20 protein-coding genes and 1 pseudogene are annotated in these 26,135 nt (G+C 37.9%); 8 read left to right on the forward strand and 13 right to left on the reverse strand.

The window, feature by feature from the left end; all coding sequences use genetic code 11:
* Window positions 1-65 precede the first annotated feature (65 nt).
* From GLW08_RS03480 to GLW08_RS03490, 3 genes are all read right to left on the reverse strand, one after another.
* Entirely contained in the window at window positions 66-932 is an 867-nt protein-coding gene (locus tag GLW08_RS03480) for a 5'-3' exonuclease (RefSeq protein ID WP_160847176.1), read from the reverse strand.
* Between the two features lie 181 nt (window positions 933-1,113).
* A complete protein-coding gene (locus GLW08_RS03485) occupies window positions 1,114-1,323 on the reverse strand; it encodes a zinc ribbon domain-containing protein (RefSeq protein WP_160847177.1) in 210 nt (69 codons plus the stop codon).
* A gap of 234 nt (window positions 1,324-1,557) precedes the next feature.
* A complete protein-coding gene (locus GLW08_RS03490; RefSeq protein WP_237458284.1) occupies window positions 1,558-2,376 on the reverse strand; it encodes a CAP domain-containing protein in 819 nt (272 codons plus the stop codon).
* A gap of 211 nt (window positions 2,377-2,587) precedes the next feature.
* Between GLW08_RS03490 and GLW08_RS03495 the strand changes: the two genes are divergently transcribed.
* A complete protein-coding gene (locus GLW08_RS03495) occupies window positions 2,588-3,466 on the forward strand; it encodes a TetR/AcrR family transcriptional regulator (RefSeq protein ID WP_160847178.1) in 879 nt (292 codons plus the stop codon).
* A 12-nt stretch (window positions 3,467-3,478) separates the two neighbouring features.
* Entirely contained in the window at window positions 3,479-4,921 is a 1,443-nt protein-coding gene (locus GLW08_RS03500) for a DHA2 family efflux MFS transporter permease subunit (protein WP_160847179.1), read from the forward strand.
* A gap of 147 nt (window positions 4,922-5,068) precedes the next feature.
* Here GLW08_RS03500 and GLW08_RS03505 read toward each other — a convergent pair whose 3' ends face one another.
* The 6 genes from GLW08_RS03505 to GLW08_RS03530 form a co-directional block, all read right to left on the reverse strand.
* Window positions 5,069-6,265, reverse strand: coding sequence for a cation:proton antiporter (locus GLW08_RS03505; RefSeq protein ID WP_160847180.1), 1,197 nt, complete (start codon window positions 6,263-6,265; stop codon window positions 5,069-5,071).
* Window positions 6,266-6,378: 113 nt separating this feature from the next.
* Entirely contained in the window at window positions 6,379-7,521 is a 1,143-nt protein-coding gene (locus tag GLW08_RS03510) for a mannitol-1-phosphate 5-dehydrogenase (RefSeq protein WP_160847181.1), read from the reverse strand.
* A 1-nt stretch (window position 7,522) separates the two neighbouring features.
* Window positions 7,523-7,957 carry a PTS sugar transporter subunit IIA gene (locus tag GLW08_RS03515; protein WP_160847182.1) on the reverse strand — a complete coding sequence of 145 codons (435 nt, stop codon included), beginning with the start codon at window positions 7,955-7,957 and terminating at the stop codon, window positions 7,523-7,525.
* 12 nt (window positions 7,958-7,969) lie between these two features.
* On the reverse strand, window positions 7,970-10,066 hold the full coding sequence (locus tag GLW08_RS03520; protein WP_237458344.1) for a BglG family transcription antiterminator: 2,097 nt from the start codon (window positions 10,064-10,066) through the stop codon (window positions 7,970-7,972).
* Window positions 10,067-10,439: 373 nt separating this feature from the next.
* A complete protein-coding gene (locus GLW08_RS03525; protein ID WP_160847184.1) occupies window positions 10,440-11,927 on the reverse strand; it encodes a PTS mannitol transporter subunit IICB in 1,488 nt (495 codons plus the stop codon).
* A 322-nt stretch (window positions 11,928-12,249) separates the two neighbouring features.
* Window positions 12,250-13,680: an amidase gene (locus GLW08_RS03530; RefSeq protein ID WP_160847185.1), complete on the reverse strand. Its 1,431-nt coding sequence runs from the start codon at window positions 13,678-13,680 to the stop codon at window positions 12,250-12,252.
* A 163-nt stretch (window positions 13,681-13,843) separates the two neighbouring features.
* Here GLW08_RS03530 and pflB point away from each other — a divergent pair, with 163 nt between their 5' ends.
* Complete coding sequence (gene pflB / locus GLW08_RS03535) at window positions 13,844-16,090, forward strand: formate C-acetyltransferase (protein WP_160847186.1); 2,247 nt, start codon at window positions 13,844-13,846, stop codon at window positions 16,088-16,090.
* A 34-nt stretch (window positions 16,091-16,124) separates the two neighbouring features.
* Window positions 16,125-16,847 carry a pyruvate formate-lyase-activating protein gene (gene pflA, locus GLW08_RS03540; RefSeq protein ID WP_160847187.1) on the forward strand — a complete coding sequence of 241 codons (723 nt, stop codon included), beginning with the start codon at window positions 16,125-16,127 and terminating at the stop codon, window positions 16,845-16,847.
* A 93-nt stretch (window positions 16,848-16,940) separates the two neighbouring features.
* On the opposite strand, the pseudogene GLW08_RS22355 reads toward pflA, so the two are convergent.
* Window positions 16,941-17,168 (reverse strand): annotated as a pseudogene (locus tag GLW08_RS22355) (DUF4440 domain-containing protein); the annotation flags it as partial.
* Between the two features lie 792 nt (window positions 17,169-17,960).
* On the opposite strand from GLW08_RS22355, the gene GLW08_RS03545 reads away from it, so the two are divergent.
* Genes GLW08_RS03545 through GLW08_RS03555 form a run of 3 tightly spaced genes read left to right on the forward strand, consistent with a single transcriptional unit; the run spans window position 17,961 to window position 21,747 of the window.
* A complete protein-coding gene (locus GLW08_RS03545) occupies window positions 17,961-19,592 on the forward strand; it encodes an acetolactate synthase large subunit (protein ID WP_160847188.1) in 1,632 nt (543 codons plus the stop codon).
* Between the two features lie 15 nt (window positions 19,593-19,607).
* Window positions 19,608-21,047 (forward strand): aldehyde dehydrogenase family protein, encoded by a 1,440-nt coding sequence (locus tag GLW08_RS03550; protein WP_202406394.1) that lies wholly within the window; start codon window positions 19,608-19,610, stop codon window positions 21,045-21,047.
* A gap of 4 nt (window positions 21,048-21,051) precedes the next feature.
* Window positions 21,052-21,747 carry a PdaC/SigV domain-containing protein gene (locus GLW08_RS03555; protein WP_160847189.1) on the forward strand — a complete coding sequence of 232 codons (696 nt, stop codon included), beginning with the start codon at window positions 21,052-21,054 and terminating at the stop codon, window positions 21,745-21,747.
* A gap of 188 nt (window positions 21,748-21,935) precedes the next feature.
* On the opposite strand, the gene GLW08_RS03560 is transcribed toward GLW08_RS03555, so the two are convergent.
* From GLW08_RS03560 to GLW08_RS03570, 3 genes are all read right to left on the reverse strand, one after another.
* The gene (locus tag GLW08_RS03560) at window positions 21,936-22,538 is read right to left on the reverse strand and encodes a hypothetical protein (RefSeq protein ID WP_160847190.1); all 603 of its coding nucleotides are present in this window, start codon (window positions 22,536-22,538) and stop codon (window positions 21,936-21,938) included.
* Window positions 22,539-22,571: 33 nt separating this feature from the next.
* A complete protein-coding gene (locus GLW08_RS03565; RefSeq protein ID WP_160847191.1) occupies window positions 22,572-22,742 on the reverse strand; it encodes a hypothetical protein in 171 nt (56 codons plus the stop codon).
* Window positions 22,743-23,778: 1,036 nt separating this feature from the next.
* Window positions 23,779-24,042: an alpha/beta-type small acid-soluble spore protein gene (locus GLW08_RS03570; RefSeq protein WP_160847192.1), complete on the reverse strand. Its 264-nt coding sequence runs from the start codon at window positions 24,040-24,042 to the stop codon at window positions 23,779-23,781.
* 469 nt (window positions 24,043-24,511) lie between these two features.
* Between GLW08_RS03570 and GLW08_RS03575 the strand changes: the two genes are divergently transcribed.
* Window positions 24,512-25,840, forward strand: coding sequence for a CoA-disulfide reductase (locus GLW08_RS03575; RefSeq protein WP_160847193.1), 1,329 nt, complete (start codon window positions 24,512-24,514; stop codon window positions 25,838-25,840).
* The last annotated feature ends 295 nt before the right edge of the window (window positions 25,841-26,135 follow it).

Genomic DNA, 26,135 nt, shown 5'->3' on the forward strand with positions numbered 1-26,135 from the left:
GTTGAAAAATAAGTAACATGATTACAGTACGCTACACAAAAAAACATGGCTAAACGCCATGTTTTTTATCCAATCATTGAATCCAATTGACCCAACTCGACTTCGCTGAATTTATCTGTCATTAGTGCTCGATCAATTGATAATGAAGCTTCTTCAAGTGAACATGTAATATCTGCTTCACAATAAATCCGTGCAAGTTTACGAGAAAGATGTAGGTTTTCTAAATCCCGCTCAATCTTTTCCCTCTGACCTTTGGTTAAGGAAGAAAGATTCTCCAAAATACCATCCACAGATCCATGAGCCTGAAGTAATTTCAGCGCTGTTTTTTCTCCGATTCCTTTTACACCAGGATAATTGTCACTACTGTCCCCCATAAGAGCTTTCAAGTCAATCATTTGCTCTGGTGTAATGCCTTTTTCATTATAAAAAGCCTGTTCTGTATATTCACCATAATTACCATAGCCTTTTTTCAAAAGAACAACTTTCACGTTTTCTTTAAGCAATTGTAGAATATCCTGATCACCAGTGAGAATAAGTACTTCTGACTCTTCACTTAATTGAGTTGTTAATGTACCTATGCAATCATCGGCCTCATACCCTTTAATACCAACATTAGGGATATCCAGCGATTCTGTCACTTCTTTCACGAGGTCAAATTGAGGAAGTAGTTCAACTGGAGGAGCATCACGGTTCGCTTTATAATCAGGGAACATTTCTGTTCGAAATGTCGTACTCCCCATGTCCCAACAACAAATTACATGACTTGGGTTATAGTGATTCATGGCAGTAAATAAATGTTTTACAAAGCCATGGACAGCATTTGTAGGTGTGCCTTTACTATTTATACGATAATATCCGCTCATAGCTGTAGAGAAAAAAGCACGAAACAATAGCGCCATCCCATCTACAAGCATCACTTTATTCTTTTCCATTCTTAACGACTCCTTTACCATAGCATATATACAGTATAAAGGAATCACGAGTATTGACAAGCCCTTAGCTATCAGTAAAAATCGACCAAATTTACAAATCTGCGCAAGGGTGGGTTTTTATCAATTCTTCACCTTTATAAAATAAAAGCCTGCATTCTTAATTAGAATACAGGCACTTCGTTTACCCACCAAAGAAAAAGTCAAATATGTTTCCTGCTTTAGATGCATTTTGATTATAAAATTCGGAATACCCACAGTTTTTGCATGATACTACGGTAAACTTATTATTCTGAACATCAAACATCTTCGCAAGACCAGATCCCGTCATAGAAACATCCTTGGTATCCGCATCTGTACTTCCACATTTCACGCACCCTTGTTGCTCACTCATTATTAAGTCTCTCCCTTCACATAGTTCTTATTTCTTTCTCTTTACTCTAATACGTATTATTCCTTTATAAGTTTCATCTTTAAACATGGTTATGCTAGTAATTTAAGTGTTTGTCATAAATATTGAACTCTCTCTTCCTGAATAGTGCTTACACAATGATCAACATAAGTGAGTTCCAGAACAAACATAAAAATAAGGATGATACTTCAAATGAGGTATCATCCTTAACCATACTTATTTTTGAATGAACATTTGCGTCCAATAAATTCCCATATCGCCGCCACGTTCAATTCCAATACCAATATGCGTTACATTTTTATTTAAAATATTCTTTCGGTGACCTGCGCTATTCATCCAGCCTTCTACAACTTTTTCAGGTGTTTGCTGACCTGCAGCAATGTTTTCGGCAGCAGTTTTGTAATCAATTCCAAAGTTTTGCATCATTTCAAATGGGCTACCATAAGTGGGTGAATTATGAGAGAAATACCCGTTTTTCACCATATCTTCTGACTTTTTCTGCGCTACATTTCTTAGCTCAGGATAAGCTTTTAATTTAGATAAACCTTTCTTTTCTCGTTCTTTGTTCGTCAAGTCTACAACTTTAGCCTTAAAGTCACTTGATTGTGCTGTATCTTTTTGTTTAGCATTCTCTTCTGTTTGAGGTGCTTGGTCCATACTTTCTTGCTGTTGGTCTTGTTTTTGTTGTTGCTGCTGTTGTTGCTGATTATCTCTTGGTTTACGTTGAGCGTTATATTCATTGTCAGGAGTTGGTTGACCAAATTCAAATCGTTCTGCGTTAAAGTTATAGCGACCAGCTTCTCCGTTTTCACCCGGGAGATATTGACGAACATTACCTTCTACATCAAATCGCTTCATTAATCGGGTATTTTCATTTTCCTCTTGATAAGATTTCCCATTAGGTTCAAACGTTAAAGGCTTATAATTATCTTCTGCTTGTTGATTTATATTACGTGCTTCATCTTGATTACCACAAGCTGTAAGTATGCTAATGGATAATAAAGCTGTAAACACATATAAGATATATTTATTCAAATGCATTATCCTCCTTTTATTTACGGCTTTTTAGCCACTAATAGTATTTACGTGAGAGTGAGGATTATGCCAATTCTTCATGTAAACCATTCTGTAAAACATGGTAAATGTGTTTTCATTGACTAACTCTCTAATCACACATAAAATATACGTTGTGACTCATTAGTTCTATTTTTGACTTGATGGTTTTAAATAAATAGGAGGGCTAATAATGAATACTCAAAAAGAAAAAATTATCCAAACCTCCATGCGTCTGTTCTCCGAGAATGGTTATCATGAAACATCCATGCAAGCCATTGCTAAAGCATGTGGTATTTCAAAAGGATCACTATATAATAGCTTTTCTTCAAAAGAAGACCTTTATATGGACTCAATCGAGTTTTTTCAACATGCTATGTTCCAAAAAGCTCAATCTCTAGACGAAAAACACTTCTCAACAAAAAAAGAAACATTCATTCAAAAATTGATTATTCAAATCGAGGACTTCCTGGATAAACGTGATTTTATTTTATTGCAATTTCGAGAGCTTCCAATCCGTGATAATCAAAGACTCCAGACCTTAATGGAAGAAAATAAAAACAGGATGATGCATTGGCATAAAAACCTTTTCACAGCAACATATGGACACACTATTCAACCCTACATTTGGGATATAGTCATTATGTTTGAGGGAATGATGAAGGAATATTTACAATTGCTTGTTCATAATAAAATTCATTTATCGATAGAAAATTTAGCTCGTTTTTTGAGCGATCGTATGGATGTAATTATAGACCAAATGAATAGAGATCAGATTGTGTCTATTTTGCCTCTATCTTTTATGGGAGAAGAGAGTACCTACAACAAAGTGGAACACATCCAAAGAATTATTAGTGATATGAAGGAAGTGATTCATACTTTAACCATTAATAAAAATGAAAAGCAATATTACGTTGACTCCATCAACTTACTGGAGCAAGAACTTCAAGATAAGCACCCAAGGTTGTTTCTGCTTCGTGCGTTATTAACTTATGTAAAAGAAATATCTGATCTAAGAAGTTATAGCGATCATTTGGAACAGTTGCTTACAGAATACTTTACGCAGAACTAGGAGGAGTCCATCATGTCTGATAAAGATATTCAACCAGGACAAAGCTTCAATAAAAAACCTATTGTTGCTGTCTTAATTATTGGCGCATTTGTTGCCATCTTAAATCAAACCCTACTAGCTACAGCTCTACCTCATATCATGAACGATTTGGACATTACAGCTAACACAGCACAATGGCTTACGACAGTATTCATGCTTGTAAACGGGATAATGATACCAATCACTGCTTTTCTCATTGAAACATTTACAACTAGAAGACTATTCTTAAGTGCTATAGGCCTTTTTACAATTGGAACGATTATTGCTTCTGTAGCACCAGACTTCGCATCACTTATGGTAGGTCGAGTCATTCAAGCAAGTGGTGCCGGAATTATGATGCCTTTAATGCAGACTGTATTTCTAACTATCTTTCCCGTTGAAAAACGTGGTCAAGTAATGGGATTAGTTGGTTTGGTTATTGCTTTTGCGCCAGCTATTGGTCCAACATTATCTGGATGGTTAATTGGTTTTCTCCCATGGAGATCCCTTTTCTTCGTTGTGTTACCCATCGCTATAATTGATTTAGTTGTTGCCTATTTTGTATTAAAAAATGTAACCGAACGACGTTATCCAAAGTTAGATATCACATCCATCATTCTTTCATCATTCGGATTTGGAGGATTATTATATGGCTTTAGCATTGCAGGAACGGATGGGTGGTTAAGTGTTAATGTACTCTTAAGCCTTATTGTTGGTGCAATCTCACTAACGATATTCATCCTGCGACAACTAAAGTTAGATCAACCTATTTTGGAGTTCAGGGTTTTCAAATACCCAGTATTTACTTTTACCACCATTGTCGCTATGGTTGTATTCATTTCTATGATTAGTGCTGAAACCATCTTACCTATTTACTTGCAGGAAATGTTAGGGTACACAGCACTTGAATCAGGGCTAGTACTTCTTCCTGGAGCTATAGCAATGGGAATCATGTCACCTATTACAGGTAGGATTTTTGATAAAGTAGGAGCAAAATGGTTAGCTTTAACTGGCATGTCCATTATTACTGTAACGACCTTCTTTTTCACAAGTTTAGAGCCAAATACCACGCTGACATACGTAACAGTTGTATATGCGATACGGATGTTCGGAGTATCTATGGTCATGATGCCAGTAACGACAGCTGGATTAAACCAACTTAATTTAAAGTTAATTCCACACGGAACAGCAATGGGCAATACGATGCGCCAGGTAGCTGGTTCTATTGGTACAGCGATTCTTGTAACGGTCATGACAAATAGCGCGACACCAAATACATCCCCTACCCGGATAGAGGGTATGATTCATGGTGTGAATATTGCTTTCATGGTTGCTACAGGGTTAGGATTTATTGGTGTAATCCTTGCAATGTTTATTAATAATACCAACCCCAATCGAAAAAAGCAGAATAACACTGCTGAAGCAGTTGAAGCTTAAGCAACTATACTGAAAAGGAAAATCCTAACGCAATATAGCGTTAGGATCTTTTAAATGATTCCCATATATGTGAAATTACAATAAAAAAATTTACTGTTCTGTATGAATATCATTCGCATGCTATGGGATCGAATTCTTCATGGAATCTTAGTCTTTCCGCAACATTCTAGACAAGGGATATATACCTAAACTCTGAATAACTAATGATAACACCACAACGGCAAATGAAATCGAAATCAAAAGATCAACTTCTCCATTTGAAGTTACATCTGCTTTCAAGCTTAACAATAAAGCCACTGACATGGTTCCTTTAATTCCTGACCAACTAATGAGTGTTATTTCACGCCAATCGATTTCTTTTCTCCAAGAAGGGAAGAATTGAATGATCCCTGCGATAATTACAAAACGAATCAAGAGAGATGATATAAAAAGTAGAAGGACAAGCTTCCAGTTCTCCATGGATAAGTAACTGGTAGCTTCTATTCCAATTAGTAAGAACACGAGCGCTAAGATGGTAGGTTCCACCACTCCCCAGAAGCCATCCAACGCTTCTCTATAATGATCTTCCTGATTCGTATGTTCGAATTCCCATGACAACATTATACCTGATGCAACTGTCGCCAATACACCAGATACGCCAATATGTTCTGCAATATGAAAAATACCATAAGCTAGAATAATACTTAACATTACCTGGAATTCTCTATGATGGGTTATATGAACAGCGTGACTAACGGTCCATCCACAAAACAATCCAAGTATTGCACCACCAATAGAAACAAGCAAAAACTCACTTAGAAAGCTGAAAAAGGAGAAGGATTCATGATTTATAAACATTCCAGCTAAGACGGTGAATAGTACGATACTCGTCCCATCATTAATCATGGATTCTCCTTCTACCACATCGGCAACCTTTGGGTTATCTGCAGATTGTTTTAGTATCGATACAACAGATACAGGATCAGTAGGTGTTAAGATTGAAGCAATAACAAGAGATCCTATAAGCGAAATTGTGACGAACTCCCCTCCTACCACATATACCATAAATCCAAATAGAATCGCTGTCATGACCAACCCTACTGTACTTAATGCAGCTATGATGCCACCATGTTCCCTTAAGGCATTTGGAGAATAACGATAAGCTGATACAAATAAAAGTGCTGGCAAAAAGAAATCATAAATGATGGTCTTGTCAATCTCAATGGAATGAAAGAATGGAATGAACGACAAAGAAATTCCAGCCAATAACAACACTACAGGTACCGGAAAATTTTCTTGCTTTTTATCAATCGTAAATAAAATATAACCTACCAATAGTAAGAGAATAATTTGTAATGCCGTCAAGTCGTTTCACCTTCCACTATGTAAAGATAATACGAAACCTTTCCCCTCATTTTAACTTACTAACCTTATTTTACATACAAAAAAGCGCCCCCTTCCAAGGGACGCTTCACCTATTATTTCATTTCATTTAATCTTGTTTCCACTGCCTGTATTAAACGGCTGTCATCTTCTAATTCCGCTATGTCTTTTAACGTTTCAAGAGCTCCTTTTTCCTGGACAGATTGGTGAAGTGCTGAAGCTTCTTCATCATTATCGTCTTGATATAAAAGAGCAGCTGCAATAATTTCAGATAGGTTTTCTGGATCTTTTCCTACCCATTTAATATACTCAAGAGTCGGTCGAATGAGACGATCATTAGAACCTAACTTACGCTTTGGTGCTCTTCCAACTCTTGTAACTTCATCGGATAGGTCAGGATTTAAGAACCGTTCAATAATTTTTTCAATATATTCATGATGCTCGCTTCTTGAAAAGTTATATTTCTCAATCAACACAGCTCCAGATTCATGAAGAGCGGCACGTACTTTTTCCACTATGGACGGGTTATCCATTGCTTGTTTAATGGTTTGGTGACCGTGGTATCGGCCTAAATAAGCTGCTCCTGCATGTCCAGTGTTTACTGTGAATAGTTTGCGTTCAATGAATGGTGTTAAATCGGCTACATATTTAATTCCATGTACAGGAGGCTTTTCCCCTTTGATGTCACTAGTTTCCACAATCCACTCATAATAAGGCTCAACTTTAACAGTTAATGAATCGTCGTTGTTTTGATCTGGAACGATACGGTCTACTGCTGCGTTAGGAAATCCTACATTCTGTTCAAAAGCTTCTTGCTGATCAGTGATATGGCCTAAAATATAGCCTTTTAGCTTTTCACTGCCACCAATCATATTTTCACATGCAATGATATTAATCGGAGCTTTCCCTTTCTCAAGACGCTTTTGTAAGCCTTGGGCGATGACCTTTGAAATAGCAGGTAAAATGTGTGGTCCAACAGCGGTTGTAATAATATCAGCATCTACAATTGCATCAACAACAGCCTCTGTTTGACTCATACTATTTAAGCCGCTCACGTTGTTTACATCTATTTTTTCATCGCTTCCAGCTAGTTCAACCGTATAGGATCGACGTTCATTTAATTGATCAATTAATGCTTCATTAACATCAACGAAAATGGTCTCGTAATCTGATTCATACAGTAGTTCCCCTATAAAACCTCTTCCAATGTTACCTGCACCAAAATGAACAGCTCTCATATTAATTCACCTCACTGAAAAGGGCAATCACTTCATCTTTAGATTGAGCGTCTAAGATTTTCTGAATGTTTTCTTCTTCTGAGCATACCAACGCAATTTGGGAGAGAATTTCTAGGTGCTCATCCCCTTTACCAGCAATGCCAATCAGTAATTTCACGATATTTCCATCACCGAAATCAACACCTTCTGGAACCGTTACGACAGAAAGACCTGTTTCTAGCACAGATTTCTTCGCATCCTCAGTTCCATGTGGAATAGCGACGTAATTTCCCATATAAGTAGAAGTCACTTCTTCACGTTGAATCATAGAGTCGATATAATCTTCACTTACATAACCTTCTTTGTTCAAGATCTCACCTACATAGCGGATGGCTTCTTCCTTGCTAGAAAGTGTTTGGTTTAATTCAACGTTTTCTGGTTTTAAAATTGTAGACATTGTAATTCCTCCTTATGACCGTTTGGTTTTAAAGAATTGGTGAAGCTGATTTGATAAGTACCGAATCATTTTCTCTTCATCTTTTGATTCAAGTACATTGGTGCTTTCTTCGTCTTCTACTATTAATGAGCTAATAAAACTCAAAACCTCTAATCCCTCTTGATGCATATTCTTTGGTGCAAGCATCAATAAAACCGTATGGACGCTCATGTCTTCGTTGTCCATCCCTTTTAGCGTCAACGGTTCATCTATTATGTGAATGGAGAAGGAGGCTTGATCAATGGCATCACTTCTAGCATGAAAGAGAGCAAGATGAGTGTCTGGTATCCCAAGCCCCCCTATTTCCTCCCTATCCATTAGGTGTTGAACTACTGGCGATTTCTCTTTTATGATCCCTGCCTTTTGCAATTGGTCAGCGGCCTTCTCTATAGTTAGCTCCACATTTGGAGCAGTGATGTTTTGCACCATTATCCCATTCAAAAGTTGACTAATCGTATTGGCATAACGTTGAACCGACTCAATGGACATGCGTATAGCTTGTAGTGTTTCGTCTTCTTCCTCTTTTTCTACTGATTGTGAATTATTTCTCGTTATTTGACCGGTAAGTTGTACCCGTCTTATTGCATGTTCAATTTTGTGAATGTCTTGTTTTGGTAAAATTGGGCTTACTTGCACATAGTCTTCATACTCAACCAGTCCCACAGTCGATATGATAAGATCATATTCTTTTGTATCAATTTGATTCAAATCAAAAAGGGAATGATGCTCGACTTCTTCTATTTCTTTAAATTGTTTTGTTAATTTAGCAGCCAAAATCTTAGCTGTTCCGATACCACTCGCACATACAACAAGAACTCTTAGACCTCTTGTGTTCTCAACATTGAGTAAAGCTGAAGCAAAGTGCATCACGACAAAAGCTGTTTCCTCTTTTGGAAATTGAAATTGTGGGAAAACGTGATGAAGTGAAGCCTCTATTGTATAAAACAATTCAGGGTAGTCCCTCTCTATTTGTTCCGTTAAGGTATTGTGTATCTCCATTTTTTGTTGAAGGCGATACACACTAGGCTTTAAATGAACGACAAGGTCATTAAGTAATCGCTCTGATTTATTCAGATTTACACCCATTCGTTTCGATACTGTGGCAATCAATTGCTTTGCTTTAAAAGCAATGCTCAAACTTGAATGCTCTAATAGCTGGCCTTGATTGTATCTGGCTTTTGCACCCATTAAATGCATGGTAATATATCCTGTCTCGGCTTCTGGAATCGAAAGGTCAAACGTATGCGCCAGTTTGTTAATTAGGTGCTCTGCTATGACATATTCTTTTGAAGATTTAAGGGTATTCAAATATTCTTGATTCATCCCAATCGTTTCGCCTTTTTGAATCCGTTCTAACGCGAGAGCTAAATGTACAACAAGTCCTACATAAGCATTGTCAGCTAAGTGATAAGTTAACCTTTTTCGGACCTCATCAACATGTATCTTAATTGCCTTTAGCTTTTCTTTATTTACAAGGCCTAACAACTGCTCGGATACCTTATTTAATGAATCCTCTGTATAGTCCCCCATATTTTGCTGAAGAAACGTTAAGAAATCAAGTTCATCCATATGCTCCATAATAAGGTAGCTAATGACTTCCCGGATTTTTGCTTCTTCACCTTCTAACTGAACTCCGTATCCCCTCTTACGTATAAGTTGGAGCTCTGAGGAAACTAAATCCCCTTCAATCTTATCAAGATCGTTACTGATGGTTGCCACAGTGACACCAAGTTCATTGGCTAACACCACCAATTTAACTGGATCTCCCGCTTCAAGCAATCTGGACAATATAATAACCTGTCGTTCTTCAGGTGTATAATCAATAATCTTTTGTTGATACACTGTTTGTTTAACTTGTTGTTTCGCTTCCTTTGTACCTTCAATCCTTAATCCTTGCCCTGAAAGCTTTTCGAGTTTTAAATCAAATTGTTGAAGCACTTCTTCAACGCCCTTAATGTCTCGATGAACGGTACGCGTACTGACCTCTAACGTATCAGCAATATCCTTAATAGAAAGAACTTCTTCATTTTCTAAAAAAAATTCGATTATCTTCCGTTCACGACCTGTCATATACACACCTGCTCCACCTCCCTTCCTGAAGCTGCAATATGATTCAGGACTATACTTTTATCATAAAACGAATACTAATAGAGATACAATGCTAAGAAAAATCAACTTCGTCTTGCTTTATGTGACAAAATTTAATTGTAAGAACAATAGCTCAGGTGACCTCTTAGCAACATATATACTAGGGCCCATACGATATGGGTTGGTTCGATATTGACTTATCGTAAAGAGGAACAGAAAGTTGCTAGTCGCTGGGCGCTGAAGCTAGTCATGTAAGAGCCAGAACTTACGCTTTCTTTACTTATAAAGAAAAACTCAGAGCCCCTTGGTCAAAGAAAGAGTCTGATTCAGTAAACCAGACTCTTCCCCACTTTATTTAGGATTCATTTTTCAACTCACTAACTAGTTCATCATATTTAGGACTATTTAGAAAATTATCAACTGAAATATGGTGAGCATTTGGAACTTTCTGCACGGCACGCTCTGTTAGATCTTTATGAGTGATAACAATATCAACATCGCTTGGAAGATCATTGATGGCCATATTGGTTACATCAATATTGATATCTGCTTTCTTGAATTTATTCTTCAATAGCGATGCCCCCATTGCACTGGATCCCATACCAGCATCACAAGCAAAAATGATTTTCTGCACTTCTTGTTGGTCCACATCAGGTACTTCACCTGAAACGGAAGTATCTTGTCCTTGCTCTACTGCTTGCTTAGAGTTTTCAACCTCTTCGGATGACTCTTCACTTTTTATTTTGTCAGAAACTTTACTTTTCTTGCCTTTCATTTCTTCCATCTTTTCTGTAGCCTGATTAATATCTTCTTCCTCTTGACTACTTAATCTTAGAATAATGGAAGCGACGATAAAGGAAGCAACAGTTGCTAGAAGTACTCCTAGTATGACAGGGATGAAGTTCCCTTTTGGTGTTAGAGCAAGGAGTGCAAGAATACTACCCGGTGAAGGTGTAGACGTCAATCCCGCATTAAGTAGTGCGAATGTTGATGTTCCTGTTACACCACCAGCAATAACAGCTAAAATTAATGAAGGCTTAGAAAGAATGTAAGGGAAATAAATTTCATGAATGCCTCCAAAGAAGTGAATAATAGCAGCACCTGGAGCTGATTGCTTGGATACGCCCTTACCAAATACGATGAATGCTAATAGTACGCCAAGTCCAGGACCTGGGTTTGTTTCTAATAGAAATAAAATGGATTGTCCTGTATTTTCTGCCTGATCCACAGCAATTGGACTTAAGATACCATGGTTAATCGCGTTATTTAAGAACAATACTTTCGCAGGCTCGATAAAGATATTAACAAGTGGTAATAGACCTGCGTTCACTAGTACTTCAACAGCAGAAGCTAATACGTTTGTTATACCATTTACGATAGGTCCGATGATGTAATAGCCAAACATGGCTAATAGTCCTCCACCGATACCTGCTGTAAAGTTGTTCACTAGCATTTCAAATCCTGATCGAACTTTTCCTTCAAAGAACTTGTCAATATACTTGATGGTGACACCACCAAGTGGTCCCATTAACATTGCTCCCATGAACATCGGGATATCAGCACCTACGATAACCCCCATGGTTGCAGTGGCACCTACTACTCCACCTCGAAGTCCATGCACTAATCGACCACCAGTAAATGCAATTAATAGTGGTAATAGATACGTAATCATTGGACCAACAAGCTGAGCTAGGTCTTCGTTTGGCGTCCAACCTGTTTCAATAAAAAATGCAGTAATTAGTCCCCATGCGATAAATGCGCCAATGTTTGGCATAATCATGCCACTCAAAAAGCTACCAAACTTTTGAACTTTTGCTCTAATTCCCGTTTGTTGTTCACTCATGATTTTGTTCCTCCTTTGTCGTCTCTTTTTTCTTTTTATCTGTACTTTTATAGTAAAGCGGTTACACCCCTTTTCTCAATACAATCTAAATGCACGTTTGACAAACTCACTATGACATAATTAAAAAAGCCTCCATGACAGTAGTTGCATACCTTTTTTCCAAAAAATGATTAGCGTTTTGTTGTTGCAAAGATGTTATTGCTTCATAAGATAGTTATAAAAATACCATTCTATTTCCAGCTTGACCATTGTAGCTTAAAGAGTTATCTAAACCACATAAATTAAGCACACACTTTTATATAGTGCGTGCTTGTGACTGGATTTATGTATTCATCAAATCAATCTCATCATAACGATGAATCCAAGGTTGTTTACCTTCTAACTGAGCCGCTAATTGGAATAACTTCTTTTCATCCCCTACTCTGCCGGTAAATTGAACTCCAATAGGGATGTTCGTTTCTGTCCAATATAAGGGTACACTCATCGACGGTTGACCGGTAACATTAGCAAGTTGGGTGAAGCTTACATAATTAAGCATCGTATCGAACATATCTTCTTCAGCATCCTTCTGATTATCAAATGCTCCAACTTCAGCAGGAAGTCCGTTCAATACTGGAGTGACAAGGATATCATAGTTTTCATGAAAAGCTAAAACTTTTTTACCTGTCAGTTGCAACCGAACTCGTGCCTCTTCATACTCTAGAGCTGTTAAACTCATTCCTTTCATATAGACATCATAGGATAATGGCTCTAGATTTTCATCGCCCGGTATTGTTCCAGCAAGTAACCCCATATGCTTAATAATAACCGACCCACTTCCAATCCAAACAGTAATAAAATCTTTAGCGAATTGAAAAAAGTCAAACTCTGGTGTCTCATAGCTAACATCATGTCCTAACTCTTTCAAAAGTGTAACCGTATTATATAAAGCCGCACGATTTTCTTCTGAGATGGTAACTTGATGATTCCAGTCCGGTGAAATTGCAACCTTTAACGTTCTTGGTTGTTTGTACACTTCATTTAAGAACAAATCATCTTCCCCAAAGGAAGGATACCCCTCATAAACTCCTTTTCCTTTTATGACATCTAAAAGCGCCGCACTATCTCTGACCGATCTTGTTAAGGCATGACTTACCGCAAAATCATTCATATAAATTCCATAAGGACCACGACCTCTGGAAGGCTTCAATCCAAACACACCACAACAAGAGGCTGGGATGCGTATGGAACCTCCACCATCACTTCCATGAGCAAAAGGAATCATACCAGATGCAACTGCTGCCGCTGATCCTCCACTCGAGCCCCCTGCTGAGAGGGACAAACTCCATGGATTACGTGCTGGACCTAAGTATCGAGGATCCGTTGTAGGAAGGAATCCAAATTCAGGTGTATTTGTCTTCCCAACAAATACAAGTCCAGCTTTTTTGTATCGCTCTACATATATATCATCCTCGTTGGCAATATAACCTTGCATCATTTTTGAACCAGAAGATACTGGATATTCTTTAACTTGATTTAAATCTTTCATAAGAAAAGGTAAACCAGCTAAAGTCCCGGTATGTGTATTCGCTCTTTCTGAAGTAATGGAAGCATCTTCAAACATCGTATGTACTACTGCATTTAGTTTAGAATTATATTGCTTGATTTTTTGTATGTAATAATCGGTTATCTCTTGGGAAGATAGTTCACCATTGTCCATCAATAATTTCTGACTAAGTGCATCTTGATGCCGGATTCGCTCCTCTATGTTCATCTTCATTCATCCCCTTATAGAAACATTTGTTTTAAACATTATACATATTTGTCACTATCGTCCAGAAAAAGTTCATAAATCATTCATATGTGAATACCTTCACAATATTAAATCTCCTATATAATGATAATAGAACCAAACACAACCTTAAGGAGGTTTTACAATGATTACGACTGCTCTAACCCCTTGGAGACTTTTTCGTAAAGGAAAATGGCAATCAGAAGTTGATGTTCGTGATTTTATCGTGCAGAACTATACGCTTTACACCGGTGATGACTTTTTTTTACAGGCTCCTACCTCAAAGACAGTTGAACTATGGAAGAAGGTTATGAAGTTAACTAAAGAAGAAATTGAGCGTGGTGGAGTATGGGACATGGATACTAGAATCCCATCATCTATTACTTCTCATGGACCAGGATACCTTGATCAATCTCTAGAAACAATTGTAGGACTACAAACAGACATACCTTTCAAACGTTCTATGCAACCCTATGGTGGCATTCGAATGGCAAAGATGGCGTGTGAATCATATGGATACTCCTTAGATAAAGAGACAGAAAGAATTTTCACAGATTATCGCAAAACACATAACCAAGGTGTTTTTGATGTGTACACAGAAGATATGAAAAAAGCAAGAAAGGCTGGAATTATTACAGGTCTTCCTGATGCCTATGGTAGAGGACGCATTATTGGTGATTATCGAAGAGTAGCCCTTTATGGGGTTGATTTCTTACTAGAGAAAAAACAAGAAGATTACAATCAACTTGAACATGACGGTGTGATGACAGAAGAAATTCTTAGAAGCCGTGAGGAACATGCTGAACAAATCCGTGCACTACAAGAATTAAAAGAGATGGCTGCCTCGTACGGGGTTGATATTTCGAAACCTGCCCAAAACGCACAAGAAGCTATTCAATGGCTTTATTTTGCCTATCTTGCTGCAATAAAAGAACAAAATGGCGCAGCAATGAGTTTAGGTCGTGTGTCTACTTTCTTAGATATTTATATGGAACGTGACTTAAGCGAGGGTACCCTGACCGAGCAAGAAGCCCAAGAGTTAATAGATCATTTTATAATGAAGCTCCGCCTTGTGAAATTCGCACGAACACCAGAATATAATGAATTGTTTAGTGGCGATCCAACATGGGTGACGGAATCTATAGGTGGAATTAGTCTACATGGTGACCCTCTTGTAACAAAAAGTTCGTTCCGATTTTTGCATACATTAACTAATTTAGGACCAGCACCTGAGCCTAATCTAACTGTATTGTGGTCAACAAAACTTCCGGAAAATTTTAAGAAGTATTGCGCAAAAGTCTCCATTGAAAGTAGTTCTATACAGTATGAGAATGATGATCTTATGCGCGAGCAGTACGGGGATGATTACGGTATTGCCTGTTGTGTGAGTGCAATGAAAATTGGCAAACAGATGCAGTTCTTCGGTGCACGCGTTAACTTAGCCAAAGCACTATTATATGCAATCAATGGCGGTATAGATGAAAAGCTAAACATGCAAATGACACCTCCTCTCCGTCCGATTACATCAGACATATTGGCTTTCGATGAGATAATGGAACGATATGACCTAGTACTAGAATGGCTGGCTAAATTGTATATGAACACGTTAAACGCAATTCATTACATGCATGATAAATATTCATATGAACGGTTTGAAATGGCTCTTCATGACGCAGAAGTAATGCGAACAATGGCTGGTGGCATAGCGGGCTTAAGTGTTGTCGCTGACAGCTTAAGCGCAATTAAACATACGAAAGTTCACGTACTCCGTAATGAGGAAGGATTAGCAGTGGACTATCGTATTGAAGGTGATTTTCCAAAGTACGGAAACAACGACTCATTAGTCGATGACCTTGCCGTAGACATTGTGAAACGATTTATGAATAAGTTTAAAAAACATCCAACATATAGAAATGCGATTCCTACTTTATCTATTCTAACCATTACATCTAATGTGGTATATGGCAAGAAGACCGGGAATACACCTGATGGGCGTAGAGCAGGTGAACCATTTGCTCCAGGTGCCAATCCGTTACATGGCCGAGACACATCTGGTGCTTTAGCATCGCTAAACAGTGTGGCAAAACTTCCATATGAATATGCTCTTGATGGTATATCCAATACGTTTAGCTTCATTCCAAAAGCTCTTGGTAAAACGCTAACGAATCGAATTGACAATCTAGTCTATATCCTAGACGGCTATGCGGTTAAAGAAGGTCACCATCTAAATATTAATGTATTTGAAAAAGAAACATTATTACACGCTATGGAACATCCTGAATTATATCCACAATTAACAATTCGAGTTTCCGGATATGCAGTCAACTTTGTCAGATTAACAAAAGAACAACAACTTGATGTCATCCATAGAACTTTTCACGAAAAATTATAAACCCAAATAATGTAAATAAAGGGAGGTAGAACTCATGAAAGGAAGAATTCACTCAATTGAAACATGTGGTACAGTAGATGGTCCTGGACTGCGTTATGTTTTATTTTTACAAGGCTGTCTCTTACGATGCCAATTTTGCCATAACCCTGATACTTGGAATATCAACGGGGGATACGAAAAAGATGTAGATACGATCATAGAGGATATTCAAGACTACCTCCCTTATATCCAAGACCATGGAGGCATTACGGTAAGTGGAGGCGAGCCATTATTACAAATTGACTTTTTACTTGAGCTATTCAAGAAGTGTAAGAAAATTGGACTCCATACAACCATTGATTCATCTGGTGGTTGCTTCAACCAAAGTCCGACGTTTTTAAAAAAACTGAATGAACTGCTTAACTATACAGACCTAGTTCTATTAGACATCAAGCATACAGACACAACAAAACACAAGAACTTAACAGGAATGAAAAACGATCATATTTTAACCTTTGCTAAGTTCCTAGCAGAAAAAAACATCCCAGTATGGATTCGCCGCGTCCTTATTCCCGGTCTCACTAACGATGAACAGGAGTTAAACGAATTGAAGAACTTTATTGATCAATTAGGAAATATTGAAAAAGTTGAAATTCTACCATATCACCAAATGGGCGTTTACAAATGGCATCAACTCAATCTAGATTACCCGTTGTACGATGTTTCTCCCCCGTCTCAAGAGGAAGTAACACGAGCTGAATATATATTAGGTGTTTAGATAAAAAAACAGGCGACTTATTATCGCCTGTTTTTTAAGTTATTTTTTTGTAATAGTCCCTTGATGAAATGTCATTCTCCACCCGGATGCTTCCTATCTCCAAATCGAACTTCTTAATGTATGTTTATCCTTGTCTGGATGATACACACTAAAAGTTGTTAATACGATGTTTTGAGATAGCTCTCGTCCATCAAAATTAGATAAGATCATCTTTGGAATCTTCTCAGATGGTACTCGGTCTAAAACATTCTCTTTATAAAAATAGCTACCCGAGCTCCCAATCTCTTCAAAATCATCTGCAAGCAATTGATGTAAACGTTCTTGAGATTGCCTAACCTATTCATCATCATCCCCACTTTTTTTCTTAGCATATAATTTATCTGTAATTATGGAAAGGTACTTTTTCATTATTAAGAACCATGACTTTGTTAAATCTAGTGATAATTATTCCATAATAGCCCCATTATCTTGAAGACTTGGATTCGAGATAATCTGGGTAAGAGAAATGTTTCCGTTGTATTATTTAGAGAAAAGATGGGCCTGGAAATAGCTCGCTTTCCTGCGGCCCTACAGGATGTAGGGTCGTTCGACGTTGTCACACGATGTGACGGTTTGAGTCGAACTTCATCTGGATCGATTCGTCTCCTCGGGCCAAAATGCGGCCCTGTGGGGTCTCGACACATCCGTTTTTCCGCGGGAGTCTCGCCATTTCCAGGCCCATCTTTGCATTCGTTTGGTTTAACGGAAACATCGCCATTTGTTGTGGGTGTACACAAATGATATACGTTCTTCGTTAGGCAAATACATATCTTTTTGTGACAAAACACATTTTATTAAAAGATATCTTGGTTGTTCTGCAAAGCATAAATCTACGGGTACATCGCTCTTTCTGTGCGATCACCAAATTTATCTCGATTTCAAGTGTTCCAGATTATGCCTCGATTGTTGAAGACCTTTTCTTAATCAAAACTCAATCCTTACTCATACAAAAAAAATTGCTTAACATAACATTATAAAATCGACCAATTCTTGTTAATTTCAACATTTTACTTATAATGCTTCAACTTTCACAAATACTAAACCTACCAAATGACGAAAGAAGGGGTTTGTTCTATGCGTGTAGCTGATTTGCTTGTGAAATGTCTTGAACAAGAAGGAGTTGAATATATATTTGGAGTTCCTGGTGAAGAAAATATTGATTTAATGGATGCCTTACTTGATTCCAGTATTCAATTTGTGGTTACCCGTCATGAAACGAGTGCTGCATTCATGGCCGGCCATTATGGTCGCTTAACAGGTAAGCCCGGTGTATGTTTGGCTACGCTTGGCCCTGGTGCTACCAATTTATTAACAGGTGTAGCCAACGCAAACATGGATCAGTGCCCTATTGTTGCCATTACAGGTCAGGCTGGGTTAGATCGACAGCATAAAGTATCACACCAATACTATGATTTAGTATCCGTCTATGAACCAGTAACGAAGTGGAATACGCAAATCAAAAAAGCTGACATTGTGCCTGAAGTAGTACGAAAAGCTTTTCAGGTGGCTTCTGATGAAAAGCCTGGTGCTACCCATATTGATTTACCTGAAGATATCGCTGCCATGGAGATTGATGCATCCCTACTATCGATTCGCGAACATTATTTATCAATTGCATCACAGTCCGCAGTAAAGAATGCCGTAAGCTTAATAGAAAAAGCAAACTACCCAATCATTTTGGCAGGTATGGGAATCACTCGTGATCAAGCATCTGATTGTTTACGTTCATTTACAAATACACACCAAATCCCTGTTGTACAATCCTTTATGGGAAAAGGTGCACTTTCCTATGAAAATGAGTTGAGTCTCCTTACCGCAGGGCTTGGCGGAGATGATTATATTACATGTGGATTTAAGCAGGCTGACTTAATTATTTCAATAGGCTTTGATATGGCGGAATATCCACCAAAGAACTGGAACCCTGATGGTAAAACACCTATTTTGCATATCGACAGCCAAGAAGCAGAAACAGACTCTCACTACCCTGTTCACGGAAGTTTACTTGGTGATATAAGCTCCAATATAAATCTTTTACAAGAGTCTCTCCCTAAAAAAGAACGTGATAATAGTTGGGTGTTACCAGTAAGAGAAAAAGCTCTTGCTGAATTAGAATCATTTAAGGACGACACAAGTTTCCCACTAAAACCACAAAAAATTATCAACGACTTACGTGACATACTTAACAAAGATGACATTGTCATTTCGGATGTGGGAGCTCACAAAATGTGGATGGCTCGAATGTATCATTGCTATGAACCAAATACATGCTTAATTTCAAACGGACTTGCTTCCATGGGTGTAGCAGTTCCTGGAGCAATTGGAGTAAAACTCGTTCACCCAGATAAACACGTCGTTGCCGTTTGTGGAGATGGCTCCTTTCAAATGACCAGCGCCGAAATGGAAACGGCTATACGTCTACAATTACCTATCGTTATTTTACTATGGAGAGATGAAGGATATGGATTAATTGAATGGCACCAAAAGAAAGCCTTTAATCGTTCTTCGCATATCGATTTTGGCAATCCTGATTTTGTAAAACTAGCAATTGCCTATGGATTCGAGGCTTTTCGCATCGAAAAAGGTGAAGAATTAAAACCAACCCTCGAAAAAGCAATTGAACGAAACAAACCAGTCCTTATTGATTGCCCTGTGGACTATGACGAAAATATGAAGCTAACTAAGAAATTGGGAGATATAAGCTGTTAAGGAAGGAGCACAATAATGAGAATTGGATCAATAATAAATGGTCAAGAACGCAACGAAAAAGATCGGGAGTCATTAGCTGTTCTAAACCCATATAACCATGAAGAAATCGGCATGCTTGCATTAGCCACAGAAGAAGATTTAAACGATGCTGTAGAGACAGCTTTCTGTACTTACCATGATATTATGAAGCCTATGTCCGCACATGAACGCGCAGAAATTTTACGAAACGCTGCAGATTTATTGGTTGAACAAAAAGATGAATTCGCCTCTATTTTAGTTCAAGAAGCTGGAAAACCATTGAAGTACAGCAAAGGAGAAGTAGACCGTGCGATACAGGTATTACGTTTTGCTTCTGAGCTTGCCAAAAACATTTATGGTGAATTGATTCCTATGGATGCAGCTCCAAGGGGACAGAATAGAATAGGAATGGTCACGAGAAAACCATTAGGAGTCGTAGGAGCTATTACTCCGTTTAACTTTCCATTGAACTTATCACTGCACAAACTAGCTCCTGCTATTGCGGCTGGTAACACCGTTGTATTTAAGCCAGCAGAGAAAACACCTTTTTCTGCTTATAAATTAGTTAAACTATTTGAACAAGCCGGTTTGCCTAACGGTATTTTAAACCTTGTCATTGGTACAGGGAAAGAAGTCGGCGAACCACTCGTCCAACATGATAAAGTAAACAAAATTACATTCACAGGATCTGTTCCAGTAGGAAAAAACATACGAGCCTCGGCCGGCTTAAAGAAAGTAACACTTGAGCTTGGATCAAATTCCCCTAACATTTTATTTGAGGATGCTAATGTGGAAGATACTGTAGAGAAATTAACAACAGGTGCTTTTGCATTTTCAGGTCAAGTCTGTATCTCGGCACAGAGAATTTATGTTCATCACACCATATATGAGGAATTCCTGGAGAAATATAAGGAACGCACCAAGATGTTAACCATCGGAGACCCAGCCAACGAAGCAACTGACATAGGACCGATGATCAATGAGGATGAATCTAAGCGAGCGAAGGAATGGATTGACGATGCTATAGAAAATGGCGCTACTCTTCAAGTCGGTGGTGAACGAACGGGTACTGTTTTAGAGCCAACTATTATGACGGATGTAAAGAAAAACATGAAGATTATCGCTCAAGAGGTCTTCGCTCCGATTGTTTCTGTCATGCCTTTCAAAACAGAAGAAGAAGTAGTGAAACGCAGCAATGATTCCATTTACGGGTTACAGGCTGGTTTGTTTACAAATAATATCGACAGGGCTTTTCGAGTAGCTGATCAACTAGAAATGGGTGGTGTCTGGATTAATGAAATTTCCACATACCGACAAGACAATCATCCATACGGCGGTGTAAAACAAAGTGGTCTTGGTAAAGAAGGCGTTAAATATGCTATTGAGGACATGACAGAAATGAAGTTTATAGGAGTGAAGCTTCAAGGAAAGGAGTGATTCGATGATTTTCAATATAATATTAGCCTCTATACTGTCGTTTTTCACAATAACTGTTCCAACAGAAGATGCGGTCACCTCTGACAATGACTCCTTTCATAAATCAGAAAAAAAGTACAGTATTACTGTCGACTACCCTATATTTGATGGAACGAAACATCCTGCTTTTATAAAAGAAATAAATGAGAGATATAAGCAGTACGCTCAAGATTTATATAAAGGATACATGGAACATGCTAGTGTGTACTCCTATCTTGCCAAAATTCGGGAACAATCTTTAGAATATACATCCACTTATGAAATCCCTTATAATCAATATCCACTAGTGAGCATTTTATATCACCATGTGGAATTATCAAGCGGTCCAGAAAAACAGCATTATAATGAGGCAAAAACATTTGATATCGAAAGTCAAAAAGAGCTTTCTTTACATGATTTGTTCGACACTTCCACTCCTTATGAAAAGTTCTTGTTAAATAAAGCATCGGAGCAACTAACCGACAAAAAACACATTAAAAGCAACCATCTTAGTGAAGATGCAATGTATTATTTGGAAAAAGACAAGCTTATCTTGTTCACGAGACCAGATGCGATTCTCTCCACTAAAGAAGAAATCTCAACTGTTACTATCCCCTTTTCTGAACTCCGTCCGTATCTAACAGAACATTATGAGAAGCTGTTATTGAGTAATAAATATTAAACAACAGGTGTCCAGTAATTCAAAATGTGGACACCTGTTTTATGTTTTTTTATGATAAGCATCAAATAATCGAGATTACTAAATAAGAACCTTAATTAAGGTTGCTTGAACCATATATCCCTGCTTTCTATAAGTTTGATTTTCACCCTTCCATTCCTTCATATTTTTTCTTATAAATTTATAACCCATTAAAGCCCATATTCCGATACATAAAACACTAAAGGATAAAAGTGCACTAAACTTACGATAATAAAATAAAACACACCTATCCCTCGAAACAACCATAACCCCATTTTAGATAAACTTGGACCCTCTCGATCATTCCTTGGTAATTTATTCTCACGGATCATAAATTGAATATACTCTACGATTAACCATAAAGAAGCAACACCAAAAGTGCTTAATGCAGCAATTCCCGCTCCTAAACCACCATAATCAGGTTGAGGACCTTGTATCACCCAAATATAAAATTCAAAATTGCTCCGTAATAATAAAAATATAAGAATATTAAAATAAAGCCCAGCTATGACTATGAGAGAAGGAAAGCGTTCTACAGCACCTAATACCATGATTGCTATAATCCACATGAAAAAAACCCAGAATAACACTCCTAGGTGTTCCAATACATAGTTTAAAGTTAAGTCATCTGTAGCAGGATCAGGAAATACATGGGACAAAAAATAATCTAATGGTTGACTTACACCATATAAAAGTAGTGCCACACCCCCAATGGTTAACACGTACCAGAGCACCCATATTTTCCATCTTCTCTGTAAATAATCTCGTACCATAGATCCTCTCCCCCTTCTCTCTCACATTCCTATCTACGTGAACATCATGAATAATGTCCATATAGCAAAAAGCAAAGCAGGAAGTTTCTTATTTTTCTTATCTCCTTTTACTACATCTAAAGTAGTAATGACAAACCAATAACCTATTACAACGGTAAAGACGACAACTAATGCATTCTCATTTAAATTAATTTGATCGAACATACTCCCACTCCTTGAAATAAACCAATATCTATAGAATAGCAGGGAAAATGCCGAATGATAAGGAATTTATAAGAAAAACGCATGCGTGACGCAGCGGTCTTAATCGAATCTCCTCCATTCAGAACTTCCTTCTTATGAGATAAAGGAAACACGACGAGCGGTACAGTTCGATGTTGACTTATCGTAAGAAGGAGCAGGAAGTTTGTTAGTTGCTCGGCGCTGGAGCTAGACATGTATCCGCCAGAAACTTTCTTTACTTTTTAGTCATGGAAAAGGTTCACCATTATATAGTGAACCTTCCCGTTTACTCTATTGTATAAAAGTCATGATTTGGGAAAAAAGAGTTAATCTTCTCTACCAATCCATCAGCCAATGGAAGGTCAGGGTCTGAGTATGTTATTATGTTTTTCTCTCGATCCATTGGTGCCTTCTTCAAAACATGATTCATCTCTTCTACAAGAAGAAGTTTAGATTCTGCCTTAGCTTTATGCAGTGCTTTCGCTGCTTGAGGTGGAACTTGAAATCTGTACTCCCACCAATAACAAGCGTAGGAATGTCTAAATTTTTGATTTCTTCTGTTGGTTTATAGGTCATCCAAGATGCCAAGAAAGGTTGGATAGATGTCCTTAAACAGATTGTAATTCTTTAGGGACATCTTCTGTGGTTTCTCTCTGTTGGCCCAGAACCTGGAATAATAAGCACTACCGGAAAAGGTTGCTTCGTTTCAGGGGTGAGAATCACACCTTTTAATGTTCCTTTTCCATCTCAACCCTTCCACCCTCATATATTCTGTATTACGTCTGTAGGTAGAAAATGTTTCCCTCAAAAGACTATATTCCTTATAACTCAACCCTTAGTTAGAAACTATTTATTTAATGAAACATTATGAGTGCTTTTCAATTGAGATCGTGTCTAGGTGCTGAAAATAGAGAAAGTTTTTTATATGAGCGACTTCCTCACATTTATGAATGAACAACCTAGAGCCAGTCTCACTAAACAAGCCCTGCTTCATAGAAGCAGGGGTTAAACAATTGAATTATTTGTTTTTATTTAAAAGTTGTTGCTCTCCCATTTTCACAAGTTCTTTCACCATGTTTCCACCAACGCTACCCCCAATTGTACCGGCATCTTTTGAGGTAAGGTTTCCGTTATATCCCTCTTGTAATGGGATGCCTTGTTCTCTAGCTATTTCATACTTCACATAGCCTGGATTAGCCGACTGAATCACTTTGGTCTTCAGTTGATCTAATCCTTCTCTGGCTTCTGGTACTAGTATCTTATTGCGATTCCGTCTTGCCATGAATTCCCCCTCCTTTCCTTTTTGGTATGCCACTAATGGAGGAGGATATTCTCGGTAGTTTTATACATACTCGGTAAAGAAAAGTGCAAGCGCCCTGCTAACGACGTACAAACTGCTGCTTACACTACGAAGGTTGGTTCGATGTTGACTTATCTTGAGGAGTAACAGGAAGCATCACTAGTCACCGGACGTTGGAGCTAGACATGTAAGATCCATTAACTTATGCTTTCTTTACAGGTTAAATAAACTTTTTTCCCCACTTATAGTTTGTTTATCTGTTTACACTTTATAAGTCCAACTAAAATCAGACCCCTAACATGGATACGTTGTAAGATGTTAAAACAAGCTCTAACAGTTTTTCAAGGTAAACTCCTTTACATGTTGTTTAGCATTCTTACGAAAGGGAAATTCTAATTGTATAAGAGGGACAACTACATACACTACTATAGCAACTAATGAGGTGAAAATTATGAAATTCGTCATTATTGGAGGAGATGCAGCAGGAATGAGTGCTGCCATGCAGATTGTTCGCAATAGTTCAGGAAATGAAATTACTACGCTAGAAAAAGGGACTATATACTCCTATGGGCAATGCGGTCTCCCCTATACCTTTACGAATCAAGTTGAGTCTACAGATGATTTAATTGCACGTACACCTGAGACATTTAAAAACAAATATGGGATTGATACAAAAATCCTTCATGAGGTCACACGTGTCGATTATGAAGAAAAGGTAGTCCATGGAACCAACTTAAAAACAAATGAATCCTTTCAAGAATCCTACGATCGATTACTTGTTGCAACAGGAGCAAGTCCAGTCTTTCCTCCATGGGATGGGAAAGATCTAGAAGGTATTTTCACACTAAAAACGATACCAGACGCTCAGGATATCAAGGCGTTCTTAGGTAAAGACATCGAGAATATCACTATTATAGGTGGAGGTTATATCGGGCTAGAAATGGCAGAAAGCATGGCTGAGATTGGCAAAAACGTCCAAATCATCGAACGCGGGAACCAGTTAGCAAAGATTTTTGATGAGGAAATGGCGGAGCTCATCCATGACGAAGGCAAAAATCAAAACCTGACCCTTACCTTTGAAGAGTCTGTTGAAGGCTTTAAAGGAACCAATCAAGTAGAGGCAGTTGTAACAAATAAAGGTGAACATAAAACAGATCTTGTTTTAGTTGCCGTTGGCGTGGCTCCAAATACATCATTTATGAATGGAACAGGAGCTTACAAAACCTACAATGATGCGCTAATTGTTAATCATTATATGCAAACAAATATTAAAGATATATATGCAGCCGGAGACTGTGCAACTCAATACCATCGCATTAAGGAAAAAGATGATTATATTCCACTAGGAACACATGCCAATAAACAAGGTCAGATTGCTGGCGTAAATATGATCGATCAACCTCGAACGTTCAAAGGTGTTGTAGGCTCTTCGATTATAAAGTTCTTTTCTCTTACACTTGGTCGTACAGGCCTTTCAGAAAAAGAGGCTCAATCTCTTAGCATCCCTTATGAAACCATAACAATACAATCAACTCACGCTGCAGGATATTACTCTAAAGAAGATAAAATGACACTAAAGCTTGTTTTCAACAAGGAGAGTCGTCTTTTGTTAGGTGGGCAGATTATTGGTGGTGCTGGTGTTGATAAACGAATTGATGTCTTAGCGACAGCATTATATCATCAAATGAAAGTTGATGAGCTACAGGATTTAGACCTATCCTACGCTCCACCATATAACGGTGTATGGGACCCCCTACAACAAGCAGCTAGAAAAACTTAAAACAAGTATTAAATTTCAACTTAATTATGAGGCCAGCACCTATCGTAAGTAGAGGTCGGCACACACTAATCGAAGGCTAGACAGCTACGCGCCAAGATTTTATACTTTCCTTTTCAAAAAAGTACCACCTCCAAAAAAGGAGATGGTACTTTAAAAGCACTGGAGCGGGTTCCAGTGCTTGTTGTTTATTATTCAAGTATATTCGACTGTTATCGTTACATCACGTAACGTTAGCGAACTGCCCTACGTTGGCAGGCTATTGGTTGATTTTTATTTTGCAGCAGTTTTCAAATTA

Source organism: Pontibacillus yanchengensis (assembly GCF_009856295.1).
Lineage (GTDB): Bacteria > Bacillota > Bacilli > Bacillales > BH030062 > Pontibacillus > Pontibacillus yanchengensis_A.